This is a genomic window from Paraburkholderia acidicola (genome assembly GCF_002362315.1).
In the GTDB taxonomy this organism is placed as follows: Bacteria; Pseudomonadota; Gammaproteobacteria; order Burkholderiales; family Burkholderiaceae; genus Paraburkholderia; species Paraburkholderia acidicola.
Genome location: NZ_MTZV01000006.1, coordinates 1,156,652 through 1,171,229 on the forward strand (window position 1 = coordinate 1,156,652; position 14,578 = coordinate 1,171,229).

Sequence of the window (14,578 nt, forward strand, 5' to 3'; positions counted from 1 at the left end):
GTTTTTCCACGAACGTGCTTGAACGCTGACGATAACCGCGACACAGGGGTCGCTCGATCCCTGTGTCGCCCGAAACAGGCAACAGGCAGTTAGCCTGCGCGACCCACGCGCAGTCCCATGTTTTCCAGGTCGTAGGCATCTTTATGGCACCTGGCGAGCCGCGGTTGCGTCTCGCGCAGGGGGAGTCGCGCCCACGATCCGCAACGAATGGTTACACCATGATATCGACGCCTCCTATTCAAGCCGCCAAGGCGGCCGGTCAACCGGTTGCGACAAAAACGAAATCGGATGAGTTTGTCCGGATCGAAAACGTCGTGAAGAAGTTCGGCGACAGTATTGCTGTCGACAATGTCAATTTGAGCATCGCGAAGAATGAGCTGTTTGCGTTGCTTGGTAGTTCGGGATGCGGGAAATCCACGCTGCTGCGAATGCTCGCAGGACTGGAAACAGCTACCTCGGGACGCATCTTCGTCGACGGTGAAGATCTCGCTGCGCTGCCGCCCTATCGCCGGCCTGTGAACATGATGTTCCAGTCGTATGCGCTTTTTCCGCATATGAGCGTCGAAGCGAATGTCGCATTCGGTCTGAAGCAGGAAGGTACGCCGAAGAACGAGATTAAAGAGCGCGTCGCAGACGTTCTGAACCTCGTGCAGATGAGCAAGTACACGCAGCGCAAACCGCATCAACTGTCGGGCGGCCAGCAGCAGCGTGTGGCGCTCGCGCGCTCGCTGGTGAAGCGGCCCAAGCTGCTGCTGCTCGACGAGCCGATGTCCGCGCTCGATAAAAAAATCCGCCAGAAGACCCAGCTCGAACTCGTCAACATCATCGAGAAAGTCGACGTGACCTGTGTGATGGTGACGCACGACCAGGAAGAAGCGATGACGATGGCTGGGCGGCTGGCCGTGATGAGCGAAGGCCGCATCGTGCAGATCGGCTCGCCGACACAGGTTTACGAATTTCCGAACAGCCGCTTTTCGGCGGAATTTATCGGCACGACGAATATGTTCGAGGGCCACGTCGTCGAGGACGAACCGGATCATATCTTCGTCGAGAGCGAAGACCTCGAAACGCGCATGTACGTGAGCCACGGGATTACCGGGCCGCTCGGCATGCCGGTCGGTATTTCGGTGCGGCCGGAACGCATCAAGGTCTCGCGCGAGCGGCCGTCCTCGCCGCATAACTGGGCGCGCGGTGTGGTGTCCGACGTGGCCTACATGGGCAGCTACTCGCTGTATCACGTGCGTCTGCCGAGCGGCAAGATCGTCGTGTCGAACCTGTCGAGTTCGCATCTGATGAACGAAGGCGCGCCGGACTATAACGACGACGTTTTCGTTTACTGGTCGCCTAATAGCGGCGTAGTGCTCACTCAATGAGAACGACCGTGAAAACGACCGCCCCCTCCTCCGCTACCGTGCTCGCCGCAGGCGCGCACGCTTCGTCCACGTCGCTCGGTGCCTGGTTCCGCCGTCTGGTGCCATCGGGCCGCACCACCGTGATCGGCGTGCCGTTCATCTGGCTCACACTGTTCTTCGCGCTGCCGTTCGTGCTGGTTCTGAAGATCAGCTTTGCCGACCTGCGCCTCGGTATTCCGCCGTACACCGAACTCGTCACGATGAAAGACGGCATCGTGCACTTCTCGCTGCAGTTGGGGCATTACCTGTTCCTGCTGCAGGACGACCTATATGTGGCGACCTACATCAGCTCGCTAAAAATGGCCGGTGTGTCGACAATTTGTTGCCTGCTGATCGGCTATCCGATCGCCTACTACATCGCGCGTGCCGAGCCTGCCACGCGCAACATATTGATGATGGGCGTGATGCTGCCGTTCTGGACGTCGTTCCTGATTCGCGTGTATGCGTGGATCGGCATCCTGAAGGACGACGGCCTGCTCAATCACACGCTGATGGCGCTCGGCGTCATTCACTCGCCGTTCCGCCTCTATCACACCGACATCGGTGTCTACATCGGTATGGTGTATTCGTACCTGCCGTTCATGGTGATGCCGCTCTACGCACACCTCGTGAAGATGGACCTGACGTTGCTCGAAGCCGCCTACGATCTCGGCGCCAAACCGTGGACCGCGTTCACGCGCATCACGCTGCCGCTGTCGAAGAACGGCATCATCGCGGGCAGCCTGCTGGTGTTCATTCCGGCGGTGGGCGAGTACGTGATTCCGGAGCTGCTCGGCGGTGCCGATACGCTGATGATCGGTCGCGTGATGTGGGATGAGTTCTTCAACAACATGGACTGGCCGATGGCATCCGCCGTCACGGTCGCGATGGTCTTGCTGTTACTCGTGCCGATGGCCGTGTTCCAGTACTACCAGGTCAAGGAACTGGAGGGCGCGCAATGATCCGGCCGAACAAATCCCTGTCTGCCGGCGTGCTGACGCTCGGCTTCCTGTTTCTCTACATTCCGATCATCAGCCTCGTCGTGTTCTCGTTCAACGAGTCGAAGCTCGTCACGGTGTGGTCCGGTTTTTCGTTCAAGTGGTACGGCGCGCTGTTGCAGGACGACGAGTTGCTGACCGCGGCGTGGCTCTCGCTGAAGATCGGTCTGTTGACCGCGTGTGCATCGGTGGTGATCGGGACGTGGGCGGGCTTCGTGCTCGCGCGCTTCGGGCGGTTTCGCGGTTTCACGCTGTTCGCCGGGATGATCAACGCGCCGCTCGTGATTCCCGAGGTGATTCAGGGCATCTCGCTGCTGCTGCTCTTCGTTGCGCTCGAACAGATGCTCGGCTGGCCGAAGGGCCGCGGCATCTTCACGATCTGGATCGGTCACGTGATGCTATGCGTGTCGTATGTCGCGATCATCGTGCAGTCGCGCGTGAAGGAGCTGAACAAATCGCTTGAGGAAGCTGCACTCGATCTTGGCGCAACGCCGCTCAAGGTGTTCTTCCTGATCACGCTGCCGCTGATCTCGCAAGCGTTGATGGCGGGCTGGTTGTTGTCATTCACGCTCTCCATCGACGACCTCGTGCTGTCCGCGTTCCTCTCCGGTCCTGGTTCGACGACGCTGCCGCTCGTGGTGTTCTCGCGCGTGCGGCTAGGTCTGAATCCGGAAATGAACGCCCTCGCAACGATCTTCATCACGATCGTCACGATCGGTGTGATCGTTGCCAACCAGTGGATCCTCGCGCGCGATCGCAAGCGCACCCGCGACACACAGATGGCGTTCGCCGCCGCCATGGCCAGCGACACCGACGCTCACGTTCCTCAACCCGCCGCCGTCAGGAAACCGCTCGACACGGCCCGCGCATAAGCAGCAGTGCCTTGCAATACGACTAACAAGGAGAAAATAGATGAAGAAGAAACTTATCTGTCTGCTGGTCGCGGGGGCCTTGCCGGGCATCGCGCTGGCGGACTCGACCAGCGATCAGATCAAGGCGATGCAGGCCGAGTTGCATGCGCTGCAAAAAGAGGTCAAGGACCTGCGTGCACAGGTCGCGGGGAAGAAGGCTGCTCCGGGTACGCCTGCGGTCGCAACGGGAGGCGCAGCCGCTGCGCCCGCGGTGGCGACTGCACCGGTCGACATCTCGTCGCCGGATTACGGCAAGGCACGCGCGACGTTGACCAACGACGAAGTCGGCACGATGAAGCAGCAGATCGCCAACCAGCAGTTGAAAGTGGATTCGCTGGTCGATGCGGCCAATACCGGACCGCTGGCAGGTCTGTCGGTCACCGGCTACATCGATCCGACCTACATCTATAACCGCGCGGCAAGCAGCTCGTCGTTCCTGTTCGCGAACCACGAAAGCAGCTACAACTACTTCAACAGCACGTTCGGCGATCTGTACCTCGACATCAAGAAGACCTTCGGTGTCGGGCCGATGGCGCCGTCCGCCGAAATTACCTTGATGCCGAACCGCGGCAACGGCATCACGCTGCTGCAGAACGAGCATGGCAACATCGGCAACAACCTGCTGAATACCGCCGTCATTACCGTGCCGGTCACAGCGACGACGACCGTCGTGGCAGGTTTGATGCCGAGCTTCGGTGGCTATGAAGTGCAGCAGTCGAACCAGATGCTGACGCTCACGCACAACCTGCTGTACGACTTCTCCGACCCAGGCAGCTATATCGGCGTTGGCCTGAACTACACCGGCGACGGCAGCCCGTGGGCATGGAAGTTCATGCTCGGCAACGAACAGTACCGGACCTATGGCTCGGTCGTGCAGACCGGCACCAACGCGCTCGGCGACCCGATCACCAGCAGCAACAAGATTCCGACCTTCACGGCACGCGTCGACTACACGTGGTCGAGCGCGCTCGATATCGGTGGGTCGTTCAATATCGGTCGTCAGACGCTGGCATCGGCGCAGGCAACTGACGCCACCGGTGCTCCGGTTCCTGGCTCGTTCGTCTATGGTGTCGGCGGGCAGTCGCGTAATGCATTCGGCGCGTTCTTCTTCGGTGAAGCCGACGCGACCTATACGCAGGCCGACGTGCAGTACAACGCCGAACTCGATTACGGCCAGCAGCAGAACGCGGCCTACAACGGTGGCCAGGCACAGTGGTACGGCATCTCGCTGCTCGCCCACCGCAAGTTCTCGATGCCGGTGGTGGGACGGATGGGCGTGACCGCGCGCTATGACGCACTCGTCGACAGCAAGAACGGCGGCGGTGGCGGTGGTGTCGCGCTGAACGCGAACGGGATGGATACGGCGGATGGCTTCGGCATCGGCGCGGATTGCCTGGCCAGTTCGAAGGCCGGTGGTGGCCTCGGCTTCGAGTGCAAGGGCGCCATCCATCAGGACGTCGCACTCGATCTGCTGTTCTATCCGACTCAACAGCTCACGGTGAAGGTCGAATACCGGCACGACTGGGCCAACAAGCAGGTATTCCTGCGCAACGACGGCTCGTATGCGAAGTCCAACGATCTGCTCGGCACGCAGTTGATCTACGCGTTCTAATGGTTCGGGCCGAGGCGCGATGTGGCGCACGTGATGCGTGATTTCGCCACAGCGCGTTTCGGCTTCTTTGGTTTTTCTTGCCTATGACTGGTTTTTCGCAGCAACCCCACGTCGCGTCGTACTACGCGGCGACCGTTAACGACACGACCCGCCATGCGCCGCTCGACAGCACGATTGCCGTCGATGTCTGCGTGATCGGTGGTGGCTTGACCGGTATCTCCACCGCACTGAATCTCGCTGAGCGCGGCCATTCGGTCGCGGTGCTCGAAGCGTCGAAAGTAGGCTGGGCGGCAAGTGGACGCAACGGCGGACAGTTGATCGCAGGTTTCGCATGCGGTATCGATGCGTTCTCGCAGTACCTGCCCGAAGATGACGTGAAGCGCATCTGGGCGATGGGCCAGGAGACGCTCGATATCGTTCGCATGCGGGTCGAGAAGCACGGCATCGAGTGCGATCTCACCTCGGGTTACCTCACCGCCGCGAACAAGCCGCGCGATGTCGACGAATTGCGCCGCGCACGCGACGATGCCGCAACGCGCTTCGGCTACGACCGGCTGCGTTACGTCGAACGCGATGCGCTTGGGCAATACGTGCAGTCGTCGCGCTACCTGGGCGGGCTGTTCGATCCGGATAGCGGCCATCTGCATCCGCTCAACTACACGCTCGGTCTCGCGCGTGCCGCGAGTGCTGCAGGGGCGCGTATTTTCGAAGATAGCTGCGTCACCGCGCTGCGCCGCGAAAACGGCCACCACGTTGTGCAGACCGAGCGCGGCGCCGTGCACGCACAGTTCGTCGTGCTCGCCTGCAACACCTACCTGAATACGCTTGCACCGGCCGTCGCACGCAAGATCATGCCGGTCGGCACCTACGTGGTTGCAACCGAACCGCTCGGTGAGGCGCGAGCACAGGCATTGATGCCCGCGCAGGCTGCGATATGCGATACCCGCTTCGTGCTCGACTACTTCCGCCCTTCTCCCGATGGCCGTGTGTTGTGGGGCGGCAAGGTCAGCTACTCGACACGCGCGCCGCGCGATCTCGCCGAAGCGATGCGCCGCGACATGCTGAAGACGTTTCCGCAACTCGCCGACGTGAGGATCGATTACGCATGGGGCGGTCTCGTCGACATCACGATGAATCGTGCGCCGCACTTCGGCCGCATTGAACCCACCGTCTATTTTGCGCAAGGCTTCTCGGGGCACGGCGTCAATACGACGGGGCTGGCCGGCAAGCTGATCGCCGAAGCGATCGACGGTCAGGCATCGCGCTTCGATCTGTTCGGCAAGATTCGCCACCGCGATTTTCCGGGCGGCGCTACACTGCGCACCCCAGCTCTCGTGCTCGCGATGGCCTGGTATCGAATGAAGGATCTGCTTTGATGGCTGACAGTCTCGATCTGCGTGCGGATGCGTTGATCCGCAACTCCTGGTATGAAGCCAGCGCGCCGCGCCCCGCTACCGACGATCCATCGTTACAAGGCACGCACGAAGCCGATGTGTGTGTGATCGGTGCGGGCTATGCGGGTTTGTCGGTGGCGCTCGAATGTCGCGCGCGCGGGCTGTCGGTCATCGTGCTCGATGCGCATCGGCCGGGCTGGGGTGCGTCGGGGCGTAACGGTGGCCAGACGCTGGTCGGTTTTGCCAAGGACGAAGTGCTCGAGCGGCAGTTGGGGCTCGATGGTGCGCGCGCCGCGTGGGCGTTGTCGGTTGAAGGCGTGCGGCTGGTGCGCGAGCGCATCGCGCGCTACGGCATCGATTGCGATTTCACGCCCGGTTATCTGACCGTTGCGACGCGGCCCAAGCGTGTGCCGGATCTGCGCGCGTGGATGGAGGCTGCCACGCAGCGTTGGGGTTATACGCAGCTCAGCTGGCTCGATACCGATGCGATCCGCACGCGGGTGGCATCGCAGCGCTATCTGGCCGGTGTCTACGATCCGCTCTCAGGGCATCTGCATCCGCTCAAATATTGCCTTGGTCTTGCCGATGCCGCACGGCGCGAAGGCGCTCAGCTGTTTGCGCATTCACCGGTGCTTGAGGTCGTGCGTGGTGCGCAACCGCGCGTGCGTACGGCCGCTGGCGAAGTGCGCTGCCGCTTCGTCGCGGCTTGCGGTAATGCGACGATCGGAGGCGTGCTGCCAGCCGCGGTCGCTGCGCGCATCGCACCGATCGCGTCGTATATCGTCGCCACCGAACCGCTTGGCCAAGCGCGTGCGAATGCGTTGATCGCCGGTCGCGAAGCGATCTGCGACAACAATTTCTTTCTCGATTACTTTCGGTTGTCCGCCGATCACCGGGTGCTGTTTGGCGGTCGTGCGAGTTCGACTGGCGCGTCGCCGGTGCAACTCACCGAGGCGATCCGTCAACGGATGCTCGCCGTCTTTCCACAACTGGCCGATGTGCGTACGGCCTACGCGTGGGGCGGTTTCGTCGATGTCACGCGCAACCGTGCGCCCGACTTCGGCATGATCGATCCGAATTACTTCTATGTGCAGGGGTTTTCAGGGCACGGTGTGGCGCTGACCGGCATCGCGGGGCGCGTCGTTGCTCAGGCGATTGCGGGTGATAGAGGGGCGTTTGATCTGTTCGCGGCGCTCAGGCATGCGCGTTTTCCAGGCGGGCCCGCGTTGCGAGGACCGGCGCTCGAGATTGGGATGTTGTATCACCGGGTGCGGGAGCTTTTTTAGGCTCACGCACCTCGGAGCTACTCAAACCACTTGCGGTTTACCGGTAGCCCACGCACCAACCACCTCCTCAATCGCCCGCGCCGCCGACAGCAATGCCGCCTCCCCGCGCACCTTCCCCACAATCTGAATCCCCACCGGCAATCCGCTCGCGCTCATCCCGCACGGAATCGCGATGACCGGCATGCCGGTCAGCGTGACCGCGTAGCTGATCGCGAGCCAGTCGATATACGTATCGAAGTGCTTGCCGGCCGCGTCGCGGATATCGCGCGCTTCGACCGGAAACGGCAGCACGATCGAAGCCGGACAGATCAACACATCGTAGTGCTGCAGCAACGCGTTCATCTTGTGGAACAGCTCGCCGCGCGTGCGGTGTGCCGAGACCATTGCGCGGTTATCCACCTGCAGACCGAACTCGATGTTCCAGATTACGTTGGGGTTCAGCACATCGCGATGCCCGGCGAGCACGTCCTCGTAATTCGCCGCGTAGGCGACGCCGCGCAGTGCATGAAACGCCTGAGTCGCCGCGCTCAGATCGATGTCGCTCTGCTCGACGCCGATACCTGCGTTGGTCAATCGGTCCATCGTTTGACGACAGATCGAGAGAATCTCCGGCTCGGCGGTCGCAATTCCTAGTCCTTCGCTGAAGGCCACGCGCGCTGGGCGTTGTGGTCGACGCGCATGCTCGAGAAACGAGGTGGTCGGCTCACTCAACGACAACGGCGCCGAGGTCACTTCGCCACACATCGCGTCGAGCAGCAACGCCGCATCCGTAACGTTGCGCGCCATCGGTCCGTGAATACCGAGCGTGTCGAAAGGATTGGGGGATGGGCCGTATGAGACGCGCCCCGCGGTCGGACGCAGGCCCACCACACCGCAAAACGAAGAAGGCGTGCGCAGCGAGCCCGCCAGATCCGAGCCCTGCGCCACCCAGGCCGTACCCGATGCCAGCGCAGCCGCTGCCCCACCGGACGAACCGCCCGCCGAGCGCGACAAGTCCCACGGATTACGCGTAATACCGAACACGCTGTTATAGGTATGTCCGCCCGATCCGAACTCCGGTGTGTTGGACTTTGCATAGACCACGCCGCCACGCGCTTCGAGCAGCGTCACACCGGCATCCGATGTCTCCGGAATGCGGTCGCGATAGACCAGCGAGCCACGTGTAGTGCGCACACCGGCAACGTCGGTCAAATCCTTGATCGGCACCGGCAACCCGCATAACAAACCGCGCTCGCTAACCGGCTTCTTGAGCAGCGCATCGGCATGCGCGTGCGCGCGCTCGAAACATAGCGTGGGTAGCGCATTGACCTGCGGCTCGACGCGCGCAATCCGCGCGGCCAGTGTATCGAGCAGGTCGTGCGGACTCACCGCTTCTTCGCGCAACAGATCGACGACTTCGCACGCGCTTCGCTCAATGAGACTCAGATCGACGGACATGGTGGCTATCGGTTTAGTGGTGGGAGTGAGCGGTAGTTTCGCATGGTGTATCGATGGGTGCAGTCAACCCGGCAAGCGTCTTCGTGATTCAACGGTTCACCGGTTCAGCCGCCCTGACGATCACGACGCTTCGCACGCGGCAGCCCGATCGATGCAAGCAGTTTCCTGCCGATTACCGCCGGCGTGATCTTCGCGCGCGCCTCCACGGCAGGTGGTACGTACGTCCAGTAATCGTGGCCCAGCAGTTCGATCAACCGTCGATGGATGATCGATAGGCGCTCGTGTGCAGCCGCCGCCTGCCGGGCGAGTTCGTCGGTCGCGAACGCGTAGCCCGCCAGCACCGCTTCATCGTCCTCCCAGTTCCACTCGATCACGTAAGTCATCGGGCCACGCGAGACGATACGCACCGCCCATCCCTGGTCCAGGTCGTCCCAGACCTCCCGCGGTGCGCCCTGATCGAAGTCCGCCAGCGCCTTCAAAACCTCGGCGGTCTCTGCAACCCAATCGATCCAGAGGAAGTTCGTCAGGTCCTGTCCCGCGGAAACAAACGCGGGCTTGACCGCGAAGTACGGAAACCCGCCGGACTGCATCTCTTGCGTGCTTCCACGTGCACCGGCAATCGCGATCAGTTGCTCGTAATACCGCGCGAGATGCGTTTCGCGATCCAGCAGATCGCGCGTCGGTAGATGGGTGCGCGCCAGCTGCGGCAGACCGAGTTCGCGCAGCGGCTCGCTCAGACGCTCCCGCTCCTCGTCGGACAGATCGCCGCCGGTGCCGATCGAGTGGCCGTCGTTGATCAGAAACACCGCATCGCACGAAAAATCGCGGACGTGAGTCGCCGTCGGAATCCAGTCGTCGCCATAGCCATCTTCGATCGACATCCCCTCTCCTTGTGCATTTCACCGGCCTTCCCGGAAGCGCTTACCGATCCTTACTCCAACCACTGTGACATTGTCATGTCGCCAAAATCTGTGTTGTTTTTGTGCATTTTGTGGTGATTTGTTGCAGTGGATGTGTATGTTTCCACTTGTCCTGGTTCTCGCGCCGGGGCGATCCATCACCGGCGAACAACGTATCGGAGCGTTTGATGTCCCGGCACTTACAAAAAGTTTTTATCTGGATCACCGCGAGTTTAGGGCCGCTGTCATGCGCTGTCCTGCTCAGCGGTTGTGGTGGAGACATCGGTGCATCGGCGCCGTCAGGTCAGGTCGGCCAGACCGCGCCCGGCGGCGCATCGACGACGACACCGCCAGCAGGCGGTACGACCTCGCAACCCACCGGTCAGGCTCGCCAGAAGGCGCTCGTGATCGGCGTATCGGGCGTGCAGTACAGCGCGCTGCAACAGACGGTTGCCCAGCACCAGGCGCCCAATCTCGCGCAGATGGCCATCGTGCCGGCGCTCGCCGGCGGTATCGCGGGAACGCCTACGCAACAGGCCACGCTGGCGGGGCCCGGCTGGGCCACCGTGTTGACTGGCACGTGGGCCAACCGGCACGGCGTGCGGCAAGACGATGCGACGCAGACCATCGCCACCGATACCGTCTTCAAGCTCGCGAAGCTGGCCAACGCGCAAGGTACCGCTGAAATCTCGAGCTGGAGCACGCTCGATGCGCTGCTATCCGGCGATGCCGACGCATCGGTCAATTGCGCGGGGGTCGATAGCTGCGTGGTCAAGGCCGCGACTGCGGCGATTTCGACCGGCAACGACGATCTGATTTTCGCCAATCTGAGTGGACCGGCAGCCGCAGCGCAGAGCGCCGGTCTACAGGCTGGCTATCTGAGCGCGCTTGCCACAGCGGATCAGGAAATCGGCCAGCTACAGACGGCGATCGCCGCGCGTCAGAAGCAGAACGGCGTCAACGAAAACTGGCTCGTCATCGTGACAACCGATGAAGGGCTCGACGCCACCGGCTCCGAAAGCGGCCTTCCGCTGCTGTCGAACGAGACGGCCTTCATCGCGTCGAATCAGCCGCTCACAGTCGGCTCGACCACTGCGTCGACCGGAACGATAGCCGCCAAGCCGACGCTCGCGCAACTGCAGGCAGGCGCGACGCAGGCCGATATCACGCCGACCGTACTGAGCTGGTTCGGCGCGGTGGCAAACCCAACGCTCTACGCAATCGATGGCACGTCGCTTATCGGCAAGATCGGTCCTCGCCTGCTGCAGGCAACACCGGGCAGCGACAAGGCGAGCCTGAATCTGTCGTGGGCCCTGCCACCCACCACACCCTCGCAACTTCTGCTGTACCGCGATGGCACGCTGCTCGCGACGCTGCCAGGAAACACGCAGTCGTATGCCGACACCCAGCTCGGCAAAACGACCAGTGGCGCTTACTCGTTCAACTACACGCTGGTCGCAAACGGTGCGGCAGTATCCACGCTCGCGCAGATCAACTACGTTCAGTCGGTCGTACTGGATCCGACGCTCGGTTCTGGCCTGATCCACTTCTTCTCGTTCGACAAGGGGCTTACGGATGCGATCACCCCGGGTGTGGCGCTCGCGCAGTTCAACGCGACGTCGACGACGACTGCGTCGTTCGTTCCCGACAGCTTCGGCTTCAACGCATTGCAGGTTGCATCGCTGATCAGCACGCCGAACGCAGAGAACGGCATGAAGCTCACCGACGACGTCAGCAACAAACCGCAGTTTTCGTTTGGTTTCTGGTTCTATTCCGACGACGGCCAGAGCGACTCGCCGGTGATCAGCAACAAGAACTGGGAGTCGGGCGGCAACCCCGGCTTCAACATTGCAGAAGAAAGCGGCAGCCAGCTGAAATTCAATATCTCCGACGGCAAGAGCCGCTCGGACGCGGCAATCAATTTCACGAAGAACGCGTGGGTCTACGTTGCCATGACCATCGATACGAGCGTGCAAACCGCAGTGGGCTACATCTACGACCCGACGTACGGCATGCAGTCCGCCACGCTCAGCATGAGTGGCTTCGACATGAGCAAGATTGCCGGCATCTATTCGACCATCGGTTTTAACGAGGACGCGACGGGCAACTACTACGCACGCGGCTACGGCAACCTCGGCACGATGACCTTCAATGACATCGCGATGTGGAACAAGGTGCTGACCTCGGCACAGGTTCTATCGCTCGGCGCTTCGACACATTCGCTGTCGACGCTCGTACCCGGATCCGGAGGGAACTGATGAACGCTTTCTATTCAATGGCTATTACGCGTGCGCGCTCTGCTGTTTTGCTGGGAGCGATGCTCTGTATGTCGGCGGTGCTGCTCAGCGCGTGCGGCGGCGATTCGAAGTCGCCGTCCGGCGGCTCCGGACCAGGATCGTCGGCGCAGACACCGCCCGCTCAGGGCGCATCGACGCCGGCTGGAGCATCGGCTCCTGCGGGTGCATCGACACCGGCCAATACGAAGGCGGTCCTTCACTGCGCGCCGTAAGCCATAAGCCGCGAGTCGAGAACTGGACAGCCCAGAGCAATTCGTAATACCCGAACCCCACAGGTGCTCCGATGGTTTCGAATCCAAGACGTAACTTTCTGAAGTTCGCCGCAGGCTCGCTCGGCGCGACCGCCGCGGCCTCGATGATGCCTGCCGTGATCCGCGATGCGCTGGCGACACCGGCCTCGAACACGACCGGCACGCTTAACGACGTACAGCACATCATCGTGTTCATGCAGGAAAACCGTGCGTTCGATCACTACTACGGCATGTTGCGTGGTGTGCGCGGCTTCAACGACCGGATGGCAATCACGCTGCCGAACGGCGACCCGGTGTGGAAGCAGCCGACGAGCAACGGCGGCTATATCCTGCCGTTTCACGTGGACACGCTGACGACCAGCGCAACGTGCGAAGTGTCCGCTGCGATGGACTATCCGACCGACATCGCGATGTGGAACCACGGGCTCTACAACGCGTGGAATTCCGCCCGTGCTCCCAGCATGGGGATGAGCTACTACACGCGCGCCGATCTGCCGTTCTACTATTCGCTCGCCGATGCGTTCACGATCTGCGACCAGTATCACTGTTCGACGTTCACGCAGACCAATCCGAATCGCCTGCATCTATTTAGTGGCAGCAACGGGTTGTCCGTTGGTCAAAGACCGACGCTCGATAACACCGAGCCGACACCGGGCTTCAGCTGGCCCACGGTTGCCGAAACACTCGAGGCGGCGAACATCAGCTGGAAGGTGTATCAGCAGTCGGACAACTTCGACGATAACGGTTTTGCGTGGTTTCAGACCTTCAAGACGGCGCCGACCACGAGCCCGCTGTACCAGAAGGGCATTGCCGTCGTGAACGATCTTGCTCAGGCACTCGCCGCAGACGTCGCAGCAGGCACGCTGCCGCAGGTGTCGTGGATCGTTGCGCCGGCCGCCCTGTCAGAGCATCCCGACTATCATCCCGCAGCCGGCGAAGATCTCACCGCGCGCCTGCTCACTGCGCTTGTCTCCAACCCGGACGTGTGGTCGAAAACCGTCTTCCTGCTGAACTACGATGAACAGGGTGGCTTCTTCGACCACGACCCGCCGCCCACGCCACCCGCATCGCCTGCGCAGGCGACGATGTCCACGACGGGCGAACTCTATGCCGGACAGCCGATCGGCCTCGGCTTCCGCGTGCCGATGATGATGATCTCGCCATGGTCGAAAGGCGGGTACGTTTGCTCGCAGGTATTCGATCACACCTCGGTGATCCAGTTTATCGAGCAGCGTTTTGGCGTTCACTGTCCCAACATCAGCCCGTGGCGTCGTGCGATATGCGGCGATCTGACCTCGGCCTTCAACTTCAAGAATCCGGATGCTGTGTGGCCCAAAGCAGCGATACCGGATACCAGCGACTACGTCGCGCAAGCCAACAATCAGTGCAGTACGCTACCGGCCCCGACCGTGCCCGCCATCCAGTCGATGCCCAGACAGGAATCGGGCACACGTCCTTCGCGCGCGTTGCCGTATGAGTTCCACGCGAGCGCACGTGTCGACCCGGCGACTTCGACGTTCTGGTTGATCGTCGCCAACGGCGGCAGCGTTGGCGCGGCGTTCTCGGCATACGACCTCGCGACAGCGACCAATCCGCCGCGCCGCTATGCAGTCGATGCCGGCGCGCAGCTTTCCGATAGCTGGAGCGGCACCGCGCTGACTGGCACGAAGTACGCCATCGCGTTGCACGGCGCGAACGGTTTCCTGCGTGCGTTTGCCGGCGATGTAGCGGCGACTGCCGCGGTGAACGCGGCGAACCCCGAGGTACGCGTCTGCTACGACGTGGCCAATAGCGCGGTGTATCTGACGCTGATGAATAGCGGACAGGGACCGTGCACGTTCACGGTTACATCGAACGCGTATCGCACGGATGGGCCGTGGACCTTCACCGTAGCTGCCGGCAGCACCGCGGATACCAACTGGCCCGTATCGGCAAGCGCCAACTGGTACGACTTCAGCGTCACAGTCGCCGCACAGCCAGCGTTCGTGCGACGCTTTGCCGGACGACTGGAAAGTGGCAGCGATCTGACCAGCGATCCGGCTGCCGCGTAGCGCATCGGCGGCTGCCGGTGTGTCCCACCGGCAGCAACGACACCTCTTACC

The 14,578-nt window shown here is 62.0% G+C and carries 11 protein-coding genes; 9 read left to right on the plus strand and 2 right to left on the minus strand.

The window, feature by feature from the left end:
• Positions 1-218: 218 nt before the first annotated feature.
• The 6 genes from BWP39_RS23910 (at position 219) to BWP39_RS23935 (ending at position 7,592) form a co-directional block, all read left to right on the plus strand.
• Positions 219-1,373 (plus strand): ABC transporter ATP-binding protein, encoded by a 1,155-nt coding sequence (locus BWP39_RS23910; protein WP_096726135.1) that lies wholly within the window; start codon positions 219-221, stop codon positions 1,371-1,373.
• A complete protein-coding gene (locus tag BWP39_RS23915; protein ID WP_096724703.1) occupies positions 1,370-2,353 on the plus strand; it encodes an ABC transporter permease subunit in 984 nt (327 codons plus the stop codon). Before BWP39_RS23910 ends, BWP39_RS23915 begins: the two co-directional genes overlap by 4 nt.
• Positions 2,350-3,261 carry an ABC transporter permease subunit gene (locus BWP39_RS23920; protein WP_096724705.1) on the plus strand — a complete coding sequence of 304 codons (912 nt, stop codon included), beginning with the start codon at positions 2,350-2,352 and terminating at the stop codon, positions 3,259-3,261. Before BWP39_RS23915 ends, BWP39_RS23920 begins: the two co-directional genes overlap by 4 nt.
• A 40-nt stretch (positions 3,262-3,301) precedes the next feature.
• Positions 3,302-4,912 carry a DUF3138 family protein gene (locus BWP39_RS23925; RefSeq protein ID WP_096724707.1) on the plus strand — a complete coding sequence of 537 codons (1,611 nt, stop codon included), beginning with the start codon at positions 3,302-3,304 and terminating at the stop codon, positions 4,910-4,912.
• Between the two features lie 83 nt (positions 4,913-4,995).
• On the plus strand, positions 4,996-6,288 hold the full coding sequence (locus BWP39_RS23930) for an NAD(P)/FAD-dependent oxidoreductase (RefSeq protein WP_096724709.1): 1,293 nt from the start codon (positions 4,996-4,998) through the stop codon (positions 6,286-6,288).
• The gene (locus BWP39_RS23935) at positions 6,288-7,592 is read left to right on the plus strand and encodes an NAD(P)/FAD-dependent oxidoreductase (protein WP_096724711.1); all 1,305 of its coding nucleotides are present in this window, start codon (positions 6,288-6,290) and stop codon (positions 7,590-7,592) included. Before BWP39_RS23930 ends, BWP39_RS23935 begins: the two co-directional genes overlap by 1 nt.
• A gap of 21 nt (positions 7,593-7,613) precedes the next feature.
• On the opposite strand, the gene BWP39_RS23940 is transcribed toward BWP39_RS23935, so the two are convergent.
• Together BWP39_RS23940 and BWP39_RS23945 are read right to left on the minus strand one after the other, a co-directional pair.
• Positions 7,614-9,029: an amidase gene (locus BWP39_RS23940; RefSeq protein ID WP_096724713.1), complete on the minus strand. Its 1,416-nt coding sequence runs from the start codon at positions 9,027-9,029 to the stop codon at positions 7,614-7,616.
• Between the two features lie 104 nt (positions 9,030-9,133).
• Positions 9,134-9,910 carry a hypothetical protein gene (locus BWP39_RS23945; RefSeq protein ID WP_096724715.1) on the minus strand — a complete coding sequence of 259 codons (777 nt, stop codon included), beginning with the start codon at positions 9,908-9,910 and terminating at the stop codon, positions 9,134-9,136.
• 206 nt (positions 9,911-10,116) lie between these two features.
• Between BWP39_RS23945 and BWP39_RS23950 the strand changes: the two genes are divergently transcribed.
• From BWP39_RS23950 to BWP39_RS23960, 3 genes are all read left to right on the plus strand, one after another.
• Entirely contained in the window at positions 10,117-12,186 is a 2,070-nt protein-coding gene (locus tag BWP39_RS23950; RefSeq protein WP_096724717.1) for a LamG-like jellyroll fold domain-containing protein, read from the plus strand.
• Entirely contained in the window at positions 12,186-12,437 is a 252-nt protein-coding gene (locus tag BWP39_RS23955) for a hypothetical protein (RefSeq protein ID WP_096724719.1), read from the plus strand. The genes BWP39_RS23950 and BWP39_RS23955 overlap by 1 nt, the downstream gene beginning before the upstream one ends.
• Before the next feature lie 71 nt (positions 12,438-12,508).
• Entirely contained in the window at positions 12,509-14,527 is a 2,019-nt protein-coding gene (locus BWP39_RS23960) for a phosphocholine-specific phospholipase C (protein WP_096724720.1), read from the plus strand.
• Positions 14,528-14,578: the final 51 nt, after the last annotated feature.